Here is a 16,896-nt window from a genome sequence, read left to right on the forward strand (position 1 = left end):
TCTCGGCGGGTTTGCTTGCGCTTGCCGGCGTACTCAAAGTCGGAAAAGCTCATCTGGCTCATGGGCGGCTCGGATCAGGTGTTGCGGGGATTCTCGCATAACTGAAGGCTTGTTCGGAGATTCCCTAAGCGCAAATGTTCTAGGGAACATTTTTGCTAAGGGATTAGACGCAACGTTTCGCCGTTGCACACGATCAGGGAGACTTCGGCTCTCCCTGAACCCATCGAGTAAGGGGCACTTCGTAGCCCCTTGCGACCCTTGATCAGGACTTTCGCGCCCTGAACCACGACCGGGTTTCGGCCCGGTGCCGACCAAAGAGAGATGTCAGCTCTCCCTTTGGAATTCCATCGACCACTGCGCGGTGCTGAAGACGAGAGGAAACCAGGAGGCGACGGCTTTTTAGGAGCAGCTATGTTGGCGGCATGACCAGATCAAAGAAAAAACGCGATGCGCCGATCTCTTACCGCCCACCCGAAAGGTTGCGCGATGAGTTTCACGCGCGGGTGCAGAACTCAGGTCAGTCCATTAACGGCTATATCACCGAGGCTATTTTCGGCAGGGCCGCTCCCCGGTCTAAACGCGTTTCGCCGCTGGATCAAAAGATGATTGCCATGCTGCTGTCGCAAGCAGCCCGCATTAACGACCGGCTGGAGCAAGCTGGCCGCTCGTCCACTGATAGCGATCCCAGCCTGATTTTCCAGGAGTGCCGGGATGAGCTCGCTGAAATCAGGAGCTATCTGATGCTGGCCTTGGGGAGGGACCCATGATCCCTTTCGCGTCGCAGCGGGGAAGTGGCCAAGACCTCGCCACTCACCTTCTAAATGCCTACGACAACGAGCTGGCAGAGGTGGCTGATCTGCGAGGAGCCATTGCCGGGGATCTGCACGGTGCTTTCAAAGAGTGGCAGGTGCAGGCCGATACGTTGACCCGGTGCGAGAAGTATCTCTACAGCCTGTCGATCAATCCTGATCCCGCGCAGGGGCCGTTGACGCGCGATCAGTACCTGGACTATATCCGGCGTACCGAGGATGTCCTGGGGTTAGGCGATCAACCCCGCGCGGTGGTGTTCCATATCAAGGATGGTCGTGAGCACTGCCATGTGGTCTGGTCACGGATTGATGCTGATAATCAGAAAGCTGTCCATCTGGCTTTTGACCGGGACAAGCTGATGCGGGTGACGCGGGGTTTCGCCCGTGATCACGGTCTGACGCTTCCCGAAGGGTATGAAAAATCCAGGAAGGTCGGGCAGATCTCCCTTTACGAGCAGGCGCAATTACGGCAGACCGGGCTCTCCAAAGAAGACCATAAGCAGCAGGTTACGGAGGCCTGGCAACAGAGTGACGACGCCCGCTCGTTCGTGCATGCGCTCGCCGAACGGGGCTACATGCTGGCTACCGGAAACCGTCCCTATGTTCTCGTCGATCTTTACGGCAACGTGAACGCGCTGCCAAAGCTCATTGATGATAAGTCCATCCGTACAAAGGACATCCGTGAGTTTCTTGAGAAGGAGTTCCCGTGTGAATCACTGCCGACCGTTCAGGAGGCTGAGAAGCTTGTTGCGGCGCACCGCAAGCTGATCGAGCGAGCCGTTAAGGAAGATAACTACGCCGACCGGCTCGCCGAACTGAAGCACGGCCAGATGGAGCGGCGGCGCGCGATAGAGCACGAGCGAGAAGCACTCAAGCACCGCCAGCATTGCCTGCGTCTTGCGCAGCAGGAAAAGCACCGGGCAGAGCGGGACAATCTGCGTACAGGCCACCTTGCCATGATGAAAGCCGTTCGCCGGGAGCGGTATCAAAACCGCCCCACGGGCTTGTCTGAGTTCTTGGGCCGGGTCAGCGGTGTCAATTTCTTGCGCCAGAAATTGCACCACTATCAAGATGCCAAACGCGTTCGCGCTCATCTCGAACAGCAGGCTCAGCTGAAAGCTCGCCAAACACAGGATGCCAAGATTCTGGATTTCCGCCTCAAGCTTCAGGCATTCGGCATTGAACGCAAGGCAGCATCCCTTGAAAAAGTGGATAGACGAGAGCTGGCCGCATTCATGCGGGATAACAAGCGCGATCAGCGTGTCAGAGCTCGTGGCGAGGATGGTGTTATGCCGTCATTGGTTGAAATCGTTGATGTTGATCTTGCGCAAAACGAAAAAGCCGCCCCTGATGTGCTCGCGGCTTTTGAGAAGGCAAAGCGAGAACCAAAAAGAGAAGTTCCCGATCTTATGGCGGCGTTTGAGCGGGCTACCGCTGTATTCCGCAAGGATAGACGGGAGCAGCGCGAAGGAGATGGGCCGGAGAGATCTCGACCGCTAACGCCACCACCTCACCGCGAGGGTCATGAGCCTGATCGAGAGCGGTGACTTGTTAACGTGTTATTTTATTTGGCGTCGTAATGTATCCATTGCATCCGGGCGTCTGAGGCAATCAGATCATAGCGCTCGACGAAGGAATCTATTTTTTCGCGCTGCTCGTCGTATGTTAAGCACCACTTCCCACAGGCACTACCTACCACTTGAATTAATGAATAAAGATTGTAGTAGCCTGTTTTCTCTTGATCCAATTTTACATCTGGATGCATTTCGCCGATGTAGGCAACTAAGGCCCTTTCTTTACCGTCAACTACTTTTCTGGAACTCAAACTGCTCATGTGAAGGAGCGAGTTTCTGTGCTCCCATAACTCCTCCGCAGTAATGCCAAGAGTTTTTATTTCTGAAAACTCTTTTAGCCATTTTATGAAAGTGTTCTCTTTAATGTTGCCGTATTCTATGTAGCTTATTGAGTCTATAGCCACCACCAGCAATTTCGAAGCAGAGACGTAATGCTTTGCGTTGAAAAGAATTCGTACAGGCTGGAAGAAATCATCATTCAAAAGACGCGTGAAGTCGAATCCCTCGTCGTTGAAGTATTTTCCAAAGTAATCGACAGACATATCTAGTGTCTCCGCTTAATAGGTGTGATGGTAAAGATCTTGAGTGGCCGGTTTTATTTTTCTACATGCATCTCAGTAAGAATGATGTTGCGTTCCTGAAATTTTGTTCTTGCTCGCGCAATTCGTAATGCCATTTCGCGCCATGGAATAAATTATTCCTCAGTCTGAATACTACACCTAAGCAGCCTATCAATATTGTTTTTTCATCGGCGCTATCATCTTGTAGTGCTGCAATGATTTCCGGCGGGTTGTTGCTGAGTTCAATATGCAGATTATTAAATCTATAGTTAAGTTGTCCGTTTTCGATGTAGCGCTGCTTTAAATAATGAAGATATGCATTTGTATTGCATTTTTCGATAGCGCCCTGCATCTCAAGGCTTTCGGCAAGCGCCCTTATTGTGGTCATGTTTCCGAAGCCATTCAATCTGGTGCCCTCAAAAAAACTCCAGATTAGAGAGAAGTCGGCTATAGCGTCGCGTTCCTCTAACGATAATTGGCCAAAGCCGGGAGCTTGCTTTGAGATCCACTCTAAAATTTCAGGGCTCATAAAATATTCCTTCAAGAGAGAGAAACGTCAAATAAGTTTATTCATGTCGATGTCATACCCAGACTGTTTCATTTCCTTGGCAAGCTGCAAATGCCATGCTGAAGCCTCATCCAGGCTTATATAGACGACACCGCTTATGTCGTTGGGAAGCTCCAGCTTACCATCGACAAGTGCGGCCACGTTTTGCCGTCCCAGTTTTCCGATCAGATATCCGTGCTCAAACACTACGTTCTGGCGGGCGCGTAGATTTAGATTGTCAGCTGCTGATTTTACGTTTCCCACATCGTCGGGGGTGTAAAGAACTACGGCAAAACCTACGTCAGAGTAGTGTTCTATTTTTTCAATAATAGTCCGTCCAGAGCTAGCCTTCTCATGTAGAATGACTGCTTCGAACCCGAGTTTTTCAATAAATCTGGCGGCTTTGTTTTGAGCACTTTCATCGTGGCCATGCACAATAAAAATCTTCTTCTGATTGCCGGTGTTTTTAGATGATTTTGACGTGGCTTCTTTCTTCAATGTCTTTTTGTAACCAACTGCACCTTCAATGAAATCATCCGTTACATCTTTGGCGCGACCGATTGCCTGGTACGTATAGGACGGGCCACCAATGAATGCTACAGAAGATTGTTGGTCATCAAATTTAACCTGGGCGATAAAGGACTCAATTGTTTTCTCGCTTTCGGAGATTTTTATTCTTTCTAGATCGTCTGGTTGTACAGTTTTTCCATTAATGATGATTGGCGAGCCTTGCTCATAAGGCTCAACAAATCGTGATATTAACTGTTCCTTAGTAAGGTCGGTTTTGTATTCGCCATAATATTGGTCCGACTTTGGTTTCACAATCACATGATAGTACATCGCTACAATTATCCTTTTGGGCAATCAGCATTAGAGTGTCTGTAGTTTCTTTGTACGGTGCCGCTACAGACGTTTCTTGGACGCTACCTATTTGCCATCATGCTGTCCACTCTCATTACCGGCAGCATTCCGAGCGGCTCAGCGCTTGCTACTGGCAGGCGTGAGGGGGGCGTCGCGCCCGATTGACTGCTGTCTCGGGCATTCCCCATCACCATTTGGTACAATGCGCGGTTCTCTGTGTTGGCCTTTGCAATCGGCCAAAGGTACTTTTTTAACTGTGTACATATCAGCGTACACAATCGAGATTTTAAGCGATGTCCGATAGTAAAATTGTCAATGAAGTCAACGCCAGACGCACGTTTGCCATCATTTCCCACCCCGATGCCGGTAAAACCACCATCACCGAGAAGCTCTTGCTGATGGGCAAGGCGATCGCAGTGGCCGGCACGGTGAAATCCCGCAAATCCGACCGCCATGCCACCTCCGACTGGATGGAAATGGAAAAACAACGGGGTATTTCCATTACCACGTCGGTCATGCAGTTCCCGTATCGCGATCACATGATCAACCTGCTCGACACCCCGGGCCACGAAGACTTCTCCGAAGACACCTACCGCACCCTGACCGCGGTGGACTCGGCCTTGATGGTCCTCGACGGCGGTAAGGGCGTCGAGCCACGCACGATTGCGTTGATGGACGTCTGCCGCCTGCGCGACACGCCGATCGTCAGCTTTATCAACAAACTCGACCGCGACATCCGCGATCCGATCGAGCTGCTCGACGAAATCGAAGCAGTGCTGAAGATCAAGGCGGCGCCGATTACCTGGCCGATCGGTTGCTACCGCGACTTCAAGGGCGTGTACCACCTGGCCGACGACTACATCATTGTCTACACCGCCGGCCACGGTCACGAACGCACCGATGTGAAAATCATCGAGAAGCTCGACTCCGACGAAGCCCGCGCCCACTTGGGCGATGAGTACGACCGCTTCGTCGACCAGCTGGAACTGGTGCAGGGCGCCTGCCACGAGTTCAACCAGCAGGAATTCCTCGACGGCCAACTGACCCCGGTGTTCTTCGGTACCGCATTGGGCAACTTCGGTGTCGACCACGTGCTCGACGCCGTGGTGGACTGGGCCCCGCGCCCGCTGGCCCGGGTCGCCAACGAGCGCACCGTGGAGCCGGTGGAAGAGAAATTCTCGGGCTTCGTGTTCAAGATCCAGGCGAACATGGACCCCAAACACCGCGACCGTATCGCCTTTATGCGAATCTGCTCCGGCAGGTACGAAAAAGGCATGAAGATGCGCCACGTTCGCACCGGCAAGGACGTGCGAATCGGCGATGCCCTGACGTTCTTCTCCTCCGAGCGTGAACAGCTCGAAGAAGCCTACGCCGGCGACATCATCGGCTTGCACAACCACGGCACCATCCAGATCGGCGACACCTTCACCGAAGGCGAAACGCTGGGCTTCACCGGCATCCCGCACTTCGCCCCGGAACTGTTCCGCCGCGTGCGCCTGCGCGACCCGCTGAAATCCAAGCAACTGCGCCAAGGCTTGCAGCAACTGGCGGAAGAGGGCGCGACCCAGGTGTTCTTCCCCGAGCGCAGCAACGACATCATCCTCGGCGCCGTCGGTGTGCTGCAGTTCGATGTGGTCGCCAGTCGCTTGAAAGAGGAATACAAGGTCGAATGCTCCTACGAGCCGATCACCGTGTACTCCGCGCGCTGGATCGAGTGCAGCGATAAGAAGAAGTTGGAAGAGTTCTCCAACAAAGCCGTGGAAAACCTCGCGGTCGACGGCGGCGGTCACCTGACCTACCTGGCGCCGACCCGGGTCAACCTGGCGCTGATGGAAGAGCGCTGGCCGGATGTGAAATTCCGTGCGACCCGCGAGCACCATTAAGCTCTGAGCGGTTGATGGAAGGGCGAAGCTGTCATGGCTTTGCCCTTTTTTATGTCTGCCGAAAATCCAAAATGTGGGAGCAGGCTTGCCTGCGATGCAGGCACCTCAGTCCATCAGGCACACCCAGTGGATGCCATCGCAGGCAAGCCTGCTCCCACAGTCAGGTTTTCATTAGTCAGGGGAATTGGCGCTAACCCCGCTTCCGGTCTAGCGTTTCGACTACGACACCCACTCACCGACGGAAATAGGAGACAAGGGGGCGTATAACTAAACGTGCCATTCCCCTGGTGCTACTGGTGTCCTTGGGGATCTCAAGCGCCGGGGCACATGGGCTGCAACTGGCCGACGCCGGAACGCCCCAGTGGAAAGACACTGGCCCCGTCACCAAGAAAAAACAGAAGGAGGTCAACTCCGGCGGCTGGCAGCCGCAGTCCCAACCCGCGCCCAAGGAGGATGCGGAAAACCCTTATAATGAAGGCGAAGACAGTGAAACCTACGACGATGGCGACAGCTAGTCGTAAATTCCGGGCAATAGAAAACCCCTTCTTCCCCGGCTGATGCGCAACAAGGGAGAAGGTTTTTTCAACGGATCAAAATCACGCTGTAGGATTTTTCTGTACGATCTTTCCCTGTCATTTGTGGTTCTACTCTTCTTTTGCGTGACCTCGCGTTTTGCTCTCGACGCTGAAGTCACTATCGATTAGTTTCTAATCCATTGGCAAATCTGAAAAAGCAAAGAGCCGCGGGCTAGAGTGTTCCGCGTTACTATCATCGAGTCTGGCTTCATTAATCGATGGGCTTGCGCGAGATGTCAATCAAGCGTCGATAAGTGCAATCATAAATCAGTACTGTGAATTCAGAATTTAAATGTGTAATAACGTTTCTTGATGACGTGGATCGGTGCGTGATATTCAAGTCGGCGTTGAAACGATATGCGCAATGGATAGCTCATTTTCTTCAAGGTCTCGCATGCGATGGATTATATTAGTGTAAAAAATTTGTCCAAAACCTACCTGATTAAAGAGCGCTCGGAAGGGCCGCTCGGTTGGCTGACAAGTCTGGTATCTCCCAAGAGTTCAGAGAAGACGGCTGTTGACGATATTTCATTTACGGTCAAGCAGGGTGAGGTCGTAGGCTTTCTCGGACCGAATGGCGCAGGTAAAACCACTACATTGAAAATTCTGTCGGGGCTGCTCTATCCGACGGCAGGACAAATATCGGTTCTCGGTTATCAACCACAATTGCGGAGCAAGGAATTTCTCAAGTCCATCTCGCTGATCATGGGGCAACGTCAACAGTTGATCTGGGACTTGCCGGCCATGGAAACTTTCCGGCTGAATCAGAAGATATTCGAAATCTCCGATGAACAGTTCAAGCAGACCTATGGCTATCTGGATGAATTGCTTAAGGTATCGAAGTTGGCCAAGGCGCCGGTGCGAACCCTGTCGCTTGGCGAAAAAATGAAGTGTGAGCTGGTCGCATCGTTACTTCATGACCCCAAGGTTCTTTTTCTCGACGAGCCGACTATCGGACTCGATGTCGGGGTGCAAAGGATAGTTCGTTCATTTATTCGGGACTATGGCCGCGAGCGCAATGTGAGCGTTCTGCTGACGTCGCATTACATGCAGGATATTGAAGCCCTGTGTGAGCGAGTCGTTGTCGTTTCCGATGGCAAGATCTCCTTCGATGACACCCTGGAGTCGCTGCGTAAACGCATGTCGGATCACCGTATCATTACGGTGGAATTGTCTGAAAGCGTTATGGCTTCGGCACTTGGCCGGTACGGTCTGGTGCGCTCCGCAGACGGCTTTGTGCATGAGTTGCTGGTGCCGGCTGCCGAGGTGGTGGGTGTCTGTTCGCAGGTTCTGGCCGAGCAGCCGGTCATCGACATTTCCATCGGTGATCCACCGATCGAAGAGGCTCTGCTGAAGCTGTTCATGGCCTCTCAGGCCGACGCCGGGCAAAAGGTCAAGGGTGCGCCCGGGGAGTATGTCGCGTGAGCCGGTTTGCCATGAAAGTCGCAGGCGTTGCGCGCACAGCCATTCGTCGCAAGGTTGCGCATCGCGCAGAGTTGTTTGTATTGGTACTCGCCTCTTTGGTGCCGTTATTCATGATGGTCATCTGGATGGGCATTGCAAAGGATGCCGCACTGGAAGGTTTTACCCCGGCCAGGTTTGCCGCTTACTTTGCGCTGGTATTTCTGGTTGGCGAAATCGTCTCCAGTACAGCTGCTGAAGAAGTAGAGAGTGACATTCATTCGGGGGATATTGGCAGTTTCCTGTTGAAGCCGTTCAATATTGCCTTCTATTACTTTCTGGGTGAAATGGCTTCGGCGATGGTCAGAGTCATACCGATATTTTTCCTGGTGGCTGGCGTATTCCTATTTTCCGAAGCGGGTAAGTATTTGCACCTGAGCTATCTGATGCCTGCACTGCTCGGAGTCATACTGGGTTTTGCCATCAACTATTTACTTTATTTCATCGGCGGGCTTGCGGCGTTCTGGTCCGATCAGGCAAGTGCCTTTGATCTGGTGTTGACTTACATGCTCACGCTGTTTGGTGGGGTCCTTGCTCCGTTGACGCTTTATCCGGGCTGGATGCAGTCGGTACTTGAGTGGTCACCGTTCCCTTACATTATTAACTTTCCAATCAGAATCATCATGGGCGAGTTGACAAACGAACAGTTGGTTAATGGATTACTATTTCAGGTTGTGCTGGTTGCTGCACTTTCGTTGTTGGCTAATTTTATCTGGGCCAAAGGTGTAAAACGTTATTCGGTGTTCGGATAATGAAGACGTTGAGCGCAGTCAAGGCGCTTCTGACAGCAAGGTTGCAGGCCAATATGAAAGACCGCGTGCCGGTCTTTGTCAGCCTGTTGAATACAGCCCTACTGGGATTGTCCGTTTATGTCGTGATTGAGATTTTCTTTGGGAATGTCGAGACAATTGGTGGCTGGAATAAACAGCAGTCGATTGTGTTGTATGGTGCCTTTATCCTTATTCGCTCCTTTGTACAAATGGTGGTATTGCCCAACTGCGAGGCCGCCTCGAAGTTGATCATCAGCAAGTCCATTGATACTTATTTGTCCAAACCGGTTGATGTGCAAACCATTCTGGCCTTTGGGCAGTTGCGCCTCTGGCATATTTTCGGGGTCCTGCTGGGGCTGGGTCTGATGCTGGGTGGCAGTCATGCGCAAGGGCAACTGACATTGCAGACGCTCGGCGCTTTCTTGGTCTTCATGGTCCTCGCGTGTGCGCTGGTTTATTCGGTCTGGTTCAGCATTGCCAGTCTGGCGTTCTGGACCAAGAAAACCGGCAACATTTCCCACCTGTTGTTTATGTTTCTGACCACCGGACGGTTCCCGTCCGGCGCGTATCCGGAGTGGATCCAGGTCGTGATCATGACCGTAGTCCCTGTCTTTTTCATCATGGAAGTGCCCGCGCAATCAGCGATGGGGATGACGACGGGGCGGTCTTTGGCGGGCGCTGTACTGGCGACTCTGGCCTTCTTGCTGTTGTCTCGATTGCTTTGGCATTGGGGGGTCAAGAAATACCTTCGAGAGGGCGCCTGACACTCGCAACACCGAAATTTAGACCATAAGACATGGATGATATGGACAACTTTCTGGATTTATTCGCCGACCAGGTTCGGTGGGCGCCTGGCGCCATTGCAGCTTCGGATGGCTGCGACAGCCTGAGCTATCAAGACCTTGACGAGATATCCGACGGCTTCGCCCGCAGGCTGAGCGCGGCATCCGTCAAGCCCGGCGACATTGTCGCCATCGGTCTGGAACGGGGGCTTGGATTTCTGGTTTCGATGATCGGCCTGTTCAAGATTGGTGCCGCTTATCTGCCACTGGATCGCTCGCTGCCGCTGGATCGGCGGGCCTACATGCTGGAGCAATGCAGTTGCCGCTACCTGATAGCGGAGAACGACAGCCAGTTGCTGTTCGACGGCATTGCTCTTCTGACCATGCCCGGCCAACTCGACGAACTCAAGGGTGGCGCACTGTTCGGGCGTTGCGTACTGAAAGACGACAGCCTTGCTTATGTGATTTTCACCTCTGGCTCCACGGGGATGCCCAAGGGGGCTATGGTCCATCACGCGGGAATGCTCAATCACCTGCTGGCCAAAGTCGAAGACCTGGGGATGCACAAGGCCCCCAACGTGGCGCAAACGGCACCACAGAGTTTCGATATCTCCGTCTGGCAATTCCTCGCGCCGCTCATCTGCGCCGGACGAACGGCAATTCTGACCCGTTCGGAGTTTCTGGATCTGGATCGCCTGGGTGCGCGGATCGTGCACGATGAAATCGATATCCTGCAGGTGGTGCCGAGCCATCTGCTGGCCATTCTGGATGCGATCAGTGTGGATGCGCAGAATGCGCGCTTCGATCGTCTGAGCTGCCTGGTCGCTACGGGCGAAGTGCTGCCCGTTTCGCTTGCCCGACGCTGGTTGGCGACCAAGCCTCATGTGCCATTGGTCAATGCCTATGGGCCGACTGAGTGCAGTGATGATGTGACCCACCACGTTATCTCCCGGATGCCTTCTGCTGATCACGCCATTCCGATCGGGCGGGCGGTACGCGGTGTTCGGCTGGTGGTGCGTGACGCTGACCAGGTGGCGTTGCCCGTGGGCGAAGTCGGGGAACTCTACGTCGAAGGGATTGCGGTGGGGCTGGGCTACATCGGTCGCCCCGACCTGACCTCCAAGGCGTTTGTCACCGTCGACGGCCAGCGAGCCTACAAGACCGGCGACCTCGTCAGTTATGATGATGAGGGTGTCTTTCACTATCACGGTCGAACCGATGATCAGGTCAAGGTACGAGGTCACCGAATCGAACTGAGCGAGGTCGAATTCGGCATTTTGCGGCTGCCTTACATCAAACAGGCGGCAGTGGTGCTCAACACTTCGCACCCCCGAGCCTTTCTGACGGCTTTCCTCGTCGAGCAGGAGGGCGCCGCAACCGATCTCGACACGCTGCGTCTGGATTTGCGTGAGCTCTTGCCGGAACACATGATTCCATCCGAGTTCCGCGTGCAGTCGTCTCTGCCCGAAACGCCCAATGGCAAAATCGACAAGAAAAAACTCACCGCTATCGCCAATCAAACACCGGCGCCTGACACGTTACAGAGCGTTGCGGCAACGACGTCTGGCGGCGGACGGGAACTGCTCGAGACCTGGCGTGATTTGCTGTGTAACCCGACGTTGCAACCCGTGGACGATGTTTTCAAACAGGGTGCCGATTCGATTCTCGCCTTGCAGTTCATTGCACGGGCGAAGTCCCTGGGACATGCCTTCACGCTGGGGGATGTCTTCCGCAACCCGACCACGCTGGGGCTGCTCAAGGTGGCCAGAACCCAGGCCGGCCCCGCCGTTGCCGGGGGCGTAAACCATCTGCACCTGCAACCGGCGCAGGGTGATTCGTCATCGTTCAAACCGGTTTCGCAGGCACAGAAGGGTATTTACGTTCAGTCGCTGCGAACCCGTCATCGCACCACTTACGTTCTGCAGTTTGTGTTCCTTATGGTGCTGCCCGATGACGGCGTCGCGCTGGAAGAAGGGTGGCGCAAGGCTCATCAACACCATGAACTGTTGCGTAGCGCGTTCGTTCTGGCGCCGTCGGGCCAGCCGGTGCGCGTCGTTGCCGAGGACGCTCCTCTGAGATGGTCGCGGACCTCTCTTGTGCACCTCCATCAAGTGCAGCAGCGCCAGTACATCAAAGACTTCCTCATCGAGGACAAACAGAGCGGTTTCGAGCTGGATCAGCCCACGCTTTATCGATTGCATCTGTTCCATCTGGGGGGCAACAACTATCAGTTTGTCCTCAGTGCGCATCATCTCGTGCTTGATGGCGCATCGATTTTTTCGCTGATGAGCGAAGTATTCTCGGGTTTGCCGGCGGCGCCGGATGCGTTTCCAACCTATATCGACGGTCAGGAAAAATTCCACCTGCAACCTCAGGATCAACAGCGCTGGGCGGATCTCCTCGAGCCTTTCGAGGTGCCGGTCTGCGTCGCTGACAAGCTTGTCGAGCCCTCCTTGAAACCGGTGCAACATCAACTCTTCGAAAGACGTCTGCCCGCGACTCTTGAACAGGCCATCGTGCGTCTCTGTGGCCGTGCCGGGGTCACGATTGCTTCGGTTGCGGCAACGGCCTGGGCCATGGCGCTCAATGCAGTAAACGGCGGGCAGCACCAGTTGTTCGGAATGATCGTTTCGGGACGCGCCGACACCGGGGTTGGCCTGGATGACATCGGGATGTACGCCAATACCTTGCCGATGCCCTTGGCACTGGCGGCGGCGCAGAATCCCGAGGTCAGCCTGCAGGCCGCAAGTGCACGCATCGCCGAGTTGCTTCGCTTCGAATCGATTTCGATGAACGATACGTTGTTCAGTACGCGTTCGCGGTTTGCCAACGGCGCGTTTGATACGGTGCTCAACGTCGAGACGCTGGCAAACTGGGCTGCGCTGGAGGCCCCCGGCGTCACGGTCGAACTCACACAGGTGACGGACCTCACCGAGTTTGTCTTTGCCGTTGAAGTCCTCAGCACCGGCGATGGCATCACTGTGGATTTCATTCGCGATCCCGAGCATGTATCCAAGGAACGGGCAGAGCTGCTGTGTGAACATTTTCTCAGTGCACTGACGTATATCTGTGAAGCACAGCGCCCGTTGCAGGAGTGGCAGAACTGGCAAGGCGTGCCCGTGGTCGGGGATGACGCTCCGGTTGCGATAGAACTGCCCCCGTCTTCCTCGCAGCACACGCCTTTCGACACGCTGGTGCTGGCTGCCACGCGTGCGATCATCGGCAGTGACTCGATCACCCTGAAGCAGAATTTCTTCTCGGCAGGCGGTGACTCGATCAGCGCGCTGCAACTCATTGCACGTCTGAGAAGCGAGGGGATGACGATTGATCTTGATCGCATCTTTGCCAGTCGATCGCTAGCCGAAATTGCCCAGGCTGTGCGGCTGCTGCAGAGTGCGGCCAGCGGGGAAAGCGATCCGCCGACCGGCGCAACGGCGCTGGTGCCGGTACAGCGTTGGTTTGCCGAACAGCGACTGGTCAATGCTGCCCATTGGTGTCTCGGCACGGCGATCGAGATTCACCGTCCCGTTGCGGCCGACACCCTGCTCATGGCGACTCGCAAGATACTCGAGCGCTATCCGGTACTGAGCGCGCAGTTCAAAGTCGATCAAGGATTCGCCCAGACCATTCCGGCGAGTCCGGTCGATGCGCAGGCCAGTTGCAGGACAGTACAACTGGCGGCAACGATCGATCAATCACTGGAGTCTATCCGGGCCGTGCTGGATGAATCCCTGTCCGGTCTCGACCTCGAACAGGGCGATCTGTTTCGCGCGGTGCTGTTCCGTACCCCGGATCCCGATGTCAGTCTGCTGGTACTGGTGGCGCACCACCTGGTGGTCGATGCGGTGTCCCTGCGCATCCTCGTCGAGGACTATCTGCACCTTTGCGCAGGCACCGCGGTGCCAGCGCGGGTCACCTCGTTTCGGGGGTGGGCGCAGCAGTTGGCGAGGGACGGGCAGGTCTTCAAGAATGAGGTTCTGGCGCAGACTGCCTACTGGTCACGGGTCATCGAAACGGTTCCGGCCGCGATACCTTTTGACCTCAACCGGCGAGCGTCGGGGCGCACCGCAATACTGTCCCGCGGACTGAGCAGCGCAGCAACCAGTGCATTGATCCGGGAGGTGCCTGCGGCTTACAACACCCGTATCAATGACATCCTGATCTCGGCACTGGCCCGGGCGTTTTCCGCCTGGCGCGCGAGTCCGGACATTGCAATCAACCTCGAAGGACATGGTCGCGAAAGCATCCTGGAAGGCGTCGACGTATCCCGCACGATCGGCTGGTTCACGTCGGTGTTCCCGGTGTGTCTGCATGACCCTCAAGAGGGACTCGGGAGTCTGATTCAGGCAACCAAACGCACACTCGCGGACATCCCGCAACGAGGTGTCGGGTATGGACTGCTGCGTTATCTGTTCAATGAGTCCCGGGTGATTCCTGCTGCCGAACCCATGGTGCAGTTCAACTACCTCGGGCAGTGGGACAACGTATCGTTTGACGATCCGGATGTGTCGATGCCATCTGCCCAAGTCTTGAGTCTGGTTGATCAGGTGTCGGTGGACCCGCGTAACGGACGCCAGCATGCACTGGAGATCGAGGCACGGATTGCCCAGGGTCGATTTGAAATCGACTGGTATTACGACGACGGGATCCTGTCGCCGCAGGAGGCCGAAAGTCTTGCGACGCACTACGTCGATGCACTGACGCAAATCATCGAGCATTGCACAGCGGGCGCCGTGGTGCGCGTGCCTGGCGACTATCCGGATGTCGATCTGACAGATGATGAGTTGCAGTCGCTGATTGCCAGCGCCGGCGCCATACCGGTGGATATCTATCCCTTGTCACCGACGCAAGAGGGGATCCTGTTCCAGCACCTGATGAGCGATGACGACACCTATACCCTGCAATACGTCATGGACATCAACGGTGAGGTCGACATCAGCGTGCTCGAAGCGGCCTGGCAATTGCTAGCCGAGCGTCATCCGATCCTGCGCACGGGGTTCTTCTGGGATGCGGTGGCGGGCCCGGTGCAATATGTGGTTCCAGAAGCAAGTTGCAGCTGGCAGGTTATCGCACACAGCGGCGGGTCGACAGAGCATGAACGGCTGATGCACGACGATCGCTCGCGGATCTTTGATCTGGCGACGCCTGCGCTGACCCGCTTCACGTTGCTGTCCAGGGGTTCGCAGACCTACAAGTTGATCTGGATCTACCATCACATCCTTCTGGATGGCTGGTGTGTGGCCAAGGTCATCAAGGCGCTGTTTGCCCTCTACGATCAGATGATCTGCGGCGTGCAGCCCGAGCCGGCGTTCAGCCATGTCTATCGCGATTACATCGAGTGGCTGGCCAATCAGCATGAACGGGAGAAACGTCCGTTCTGGCGACGTTATCTGGCGGGCGTCAGCCCCACTCTGTTCTCCAGTCCGGTTGCCTATCAGCCGTCCTCGCCTGCGGATCACAACGTCTATCGCTTCAACCTCGGGCGCGACCTGTCGGACGGCATCGAGCGATTCAGCAGCGGGCTGGGTGTGACCGTTGCTGTGCTATTCCAGCGTATCTGGGCGCAGATCCTGGCAGAAAACACTCAGAGTCTCTCGCCGGTTTTCGGCTGGGCGATTTCGGGACGGCCTGCAGACCTTGAGGGCTCGCAAGACATCATCGGACTCATGACCTCAATCGTCCCGTGCAAGGTTGATGTACGCGCGCCGCTCTCGGCCGAGGCTCTTCGGCAGTTGCAGCGCAGCAGTGCAGCGCTGCAGGACGAAGGGCATATCTCGATGAGTCATTTCCAGAATGCTGCCGGCCTTGGCCAGGAGGCATTGTTTAATACCGTTCTGGTGGTCGAGAACTTCGAGCTTCAGGACAACCTGCCGGTCGGTGATCGCTACCGGCTGAGCAATCTGCAATGGGTCGAGAGGTCAGAGTTTCCTTTGGTTCTCGGTCTGGTACCGGCAGATGATTTTCTGATCGAACTCAACTTCAACCCCGAAAAATTCTGCGTTGCGCAAATGGCCGATCTTCAACAACGGATTGTTTTCCATGCGCGTCAAATGTCTTCTCTTGGAAATGGATACCTCGAGCATGATGCAAATTTACAGTGCGAATCAGTATCACAAGCTGGATAACTTTATTGGTGATGTGCCGGTCTACCTGAAAATAGAAGGGTTGAATCCGGCCGGGTCGATAAAACTCAAGACTGCAATCTCGCTGATCGAAGAAAGTGAGCGCCTGGGGCTGCTTTCACCCGGGCGAAAAGTCATCGAGTCCAGCTCGGGAAATCTCGGTGTCGCGTTATCGATGATCTGTGCGCAGCGCGGTTATCCGTTTACCTGCATAACCGACCCCAACGTCAACCAGGTCAGCGTCAACCTGATGAAGGCTTATGGGGCCGAAGTCATTGTTTGCGACACCCGCGATCGCAATGGCGGTTTTCTCGGCGCGCGCATTGCTCTGATTCAGGAAATGATCCGTCAGGATCCGAGGTATTTCTGGACCAATCAGTACGCCAACCCGGCCAATCCGTTGGCGCACTACAACAGGACTGCGCCGGAAATCCTGCAGCAGCATCCCAACTGCAAGTGGTTGTTTGTCGGTGCCGGCACCACCGGGACGCTTGTCGGTTGCGCGCAATATCTGCGTGACCATGCGCTGGATGTAAAGCTGATTGCCGTCGATACCGTGGGGTCGATCAACTTTCAGGAAGTGCCGAAGAAACGCCTGATTCCCGGTTTGGGAACGAGTCGGCGCCCGGAAATTCTCGATCGCGATCTGGTCGGGCATATCGAGTTCGTCGATGAGGTCGAGACGATCCGCATGTGCCGCAGTGTTGCGCTGGACTACGGCCTGCTGGTCGGTGGTTCCACGGGGACCGTTCTGGTTGCGCTCAAGCGCTTGTGGAAACAGATTCCGGCTGGCGACGAAGTTGTCGTGATCAGTCCCGATATGGGCGAACGGTATCTCGAAACGATCTATTCGGATAAGTGGTGTGACGCCAACTTTGGCAGCCAGATGTATCAACACGCAATGGTGGGTTGAGTCTCGGCGGTGCATTGGTTGATGTTTTCTCAGAGCGGA

At 55.1% G+C, this 16,896-nt stretch carries 12 protein-coding genes; 9 read left to right on the forward strand and 3 right to left on the reverse strand.

Features of this window, described 5'->3' with window-relative positions; genetic code table 11:
• Positions 1-422: 422 nt before the first annotated feature.
• Both TU80_RS07955 and TU80_RS07960 read left to right on the forward strand, forming a co-directional pair.
• Positions 423-767: a hypothetical protein gene (locus TU80_RS07955; protein WP_225441876.1), complete on the forward strand. Its 345-nt coding sequence runs from the start codon at positions 423-425 to the stop codon at positions 765-767.
• Positions 764-2,356, forward strand: coding sequence for a relaxase/mobilization nuclease domain-containing protein (locus TU80_RS07960; RefSeq protein ID WP_057004220.1), 1,593 nt, complete (start codon positions 764-766; stop codon positions 2,354-2,356). The genes TU80_RS07955 and TU80_RS07960 overlap by 4 nt, the downstream gene beginning before the upstream one ends.
• A 17-nt stretch (positions 2,357-2,373) precedes the next feature.
• Here the strand turns inward: TU80_RS07960 and TU80_RS07965 are convergent, their stop codons facing one another.
• From TU80_RS07965 to TU80_RS07975, 3 genes are all read right to left on the reverse strand, one after another.
• Entirely contained in the window at positions 2,374-2,925 is a 552-nt protein-coding gene (locus tag TU80_RS07965) for a hypothetical protein (RefSeq protein WP_057004221.1), read from the reverse strand.
• A 61-nt stretch (positions 2,926-2,986) separates the two neighbouring features.
• Complete coding sequence (locus TU80_RS07970; RefSeq protein ID WP_057004222.1) at positions 2,987-3,472, reverse strand: hypothetical protein; 486 nt, start codon at positions 3,470-3,472, stop codon at positions 2,987-2,989.
• A 27-nt stretch (positions 3,473-3,499) separates the two neighbouring features.
• Complete coding sequence (locus TU80_RS07975; RefSeq protein ID WP_057004223.1) at positions 3,500-4,330, reverse strand: TIR domain-containing protein; 831 nt, start codon at positions 4,328-4,330, stop codon at positions 3,500-3,502.
• Positions 4,331-4,644: 314 nt separating this feature from the next.
• Here TU80_RS07975 and TU80_RS07980 point away from each other — a divergent pair, with 314 nt between their 5' ends.
• The 7 genes from TU80_RS07980 (at position 4,645) to sbnA (ending at position 16,857) form a co-directional block, all read left to right on the forward strand.
• Positions 4,645-6,234 carry a peptide chain release factor 3 gene (locus TU80_RS07980; RefSeq protein ID WP_057004224.1) on the forward strand — a complete coding sequence of 530 codons (1,590 nt, stop codon included), beginning with the start codon at positions 4,645-4,647 and terminating at the stop codon, positions 6,232-6,234.
• A gap of 296 nt (positions 6,235-6,530) precedes the next feature.
• Positions 6,531-6,749: a hypothetical protein gene (locus tag TU80_RS07985; protein ID WP_232566240.1), complete on the forward strand. Its 219-nt coding sequence runs from the start codon at positions 6,531-6,533 to the stop codon at positions 6,747-6,749.
• A 459-nt stretch (positions 6,750-7,208) separates the two neighbouring features.
• Positions 7,209-8,234, forward strand: a complete 1,026-nt coding sequence (locus TU80_RS07990; RefSeq protein WP_057004226.1) for an ABC transporter ATP-binding protein — start codon at positions 7,209-7,211, stop codon at positions 8,232-8,234.
• Positions 8,231-9,022 carry an ABC transporter permease gene (locus TU80_RS07995; protein WP_134939554.1) on the forward strand — a complete coding sequence of 264 codons (792 nt, stop codon included), beginning with the start codon at positions 8,231-8,233 and terminating at the stop codon, positions 9,020-9,022. Before TU80_RS07990 ends, TU80_RS07995 begins: the two co-directional genes overlap by 4 nt.
• The gene (locus tag TU80_RS08000) at positions 9,022-9,804 is read left to right on the forward strand and encodes an ABC transporter permease (RefSeq protein WP_057004228.1); all 783 of its coding nucleotides are present in this window, start codon (positions 9,022-9,024) and stop codon (positions 9,802-9,804) included. The genes TU80_RS07995 and TU80_RS08000 overlap by 1 nt, the downstream gene beginning before the upstream one ends.
• Positions 9,805-9,836: 32 nt before the next feature.
• Positions 9,837-15,947 (forward strand): non-ribosomal peptide synthetase, encoded by a 6,111-nt coding sequence (locus tag TU80_RS08005; protein ID WP_082643814.1) that lies wholly within the window; start codon positions 9,837-9,839, stop codon positions 15,945-15,947.
• Positions 15,904-16,857 carry a 2,3-diaminopropionate biosynthesis protein SbnA gene (gene sbnA / locus TU80_RS08010; RefSeq protein ID WP_057004230.1) on the forward strand — a complete coding sequence of 318 codons (954 nt, stop codon included), beginning with the start codon at positions 15,904-15,906 and terminating at the stop codon, positions 16,855-16,857. Before TU80_RS08005 ends, sbnA begins: the two co-directional genes overlap by 44 nt.
• The last annotated feature ends 39 nt before the right edge of the window (positions 16,858-16,896 follow it).

It is taken from the genome of Pseudomonas veronii, assembly GCF_001439695.1.
GTDB classification, from domain to species: Bacteria; Pseudomonadota; Gammaproteobacteria; order Pseudomonadales; family Pseudomonadaceae; genus Aquipseudomonas; species Aquipseudomonas veronii.

What these genes read in the sequence shown, in the direction of transcription:
- TU80_RS07955 (WP_225441876.1), top strand. Translation starts at nt 423, where the DNA reads ATGACCAGATCAAAGAAAAAACGCGATGCGCCGATCTCTTACCGCCCA.
- TU80_RS07960 (WP_057004220.1), top strand. Translation starts at nt 764, where the DNA reads ATGATCCCTTTCGCGTCGCAGCGGGGAAGTGGCCAAGACCTCGCCACT.
- TU80_RS07965 (WP_057004221.1), bottom strand. Translation starts at nt 2,925, where the DNA reads ATGTCTGTCGATTACTTTGGAAAATACTTCAACGACGAGGGATTCGAC.
- TU80_RS07970 (WP_057004222.1), bottom strand. Translation starts at nt 3,472, where the DNA reads ATGAGCCCTGAAATTTTAGAGTGGATCTCAAAGCAAGCTCCCGGCTTT.
- TU80_RS07975 (WP_057004223.1), bottom strand. Translation starts at nt 4,330, where the DNA reads ATGTACTATCATGTGATTGTGAAACCAAAGTCGGACCAATATTATGGC.
- TU80_RS07980 (WP_057004224.1), top strand. Translation starts at nt 4,645, where the DNA reads ATGTCCGATAGTAAAATTGTCAATGAAGTCAACGCCAGACGCACGTTT.
- TU80_RS07990 (WP_057004226.1), top strand. Translation starts at nt 7,209, where the DNA reads ATGGATTATATTAGTGTAAAAAATTTGTCCAAAACCTACCTGATTAAA.
- TU80_RS08000 (WP_057004228.1), top strand. Translation starts at nt 9,022, where the DNA reads ATGAAGACGTTGAGCGCAGTCAAGGCGCTTCTGACAGCAAGGTTGCAG.
- TU80_RS08005 (WP_082643814.1), top strand. Translation starts at nt 9,837, where the DNA reads ATGGATGATATGGACAACTTTCTGGATTTATTCGCCGACCAGGTTCGG.
- sbnA (WP_057004230.1), top strand. Translation starts at nt 15,904, where the DNA reads ATGATGCAAATTTACAGTGCGAATCAGTATCACAAGCTGGATAACTTT.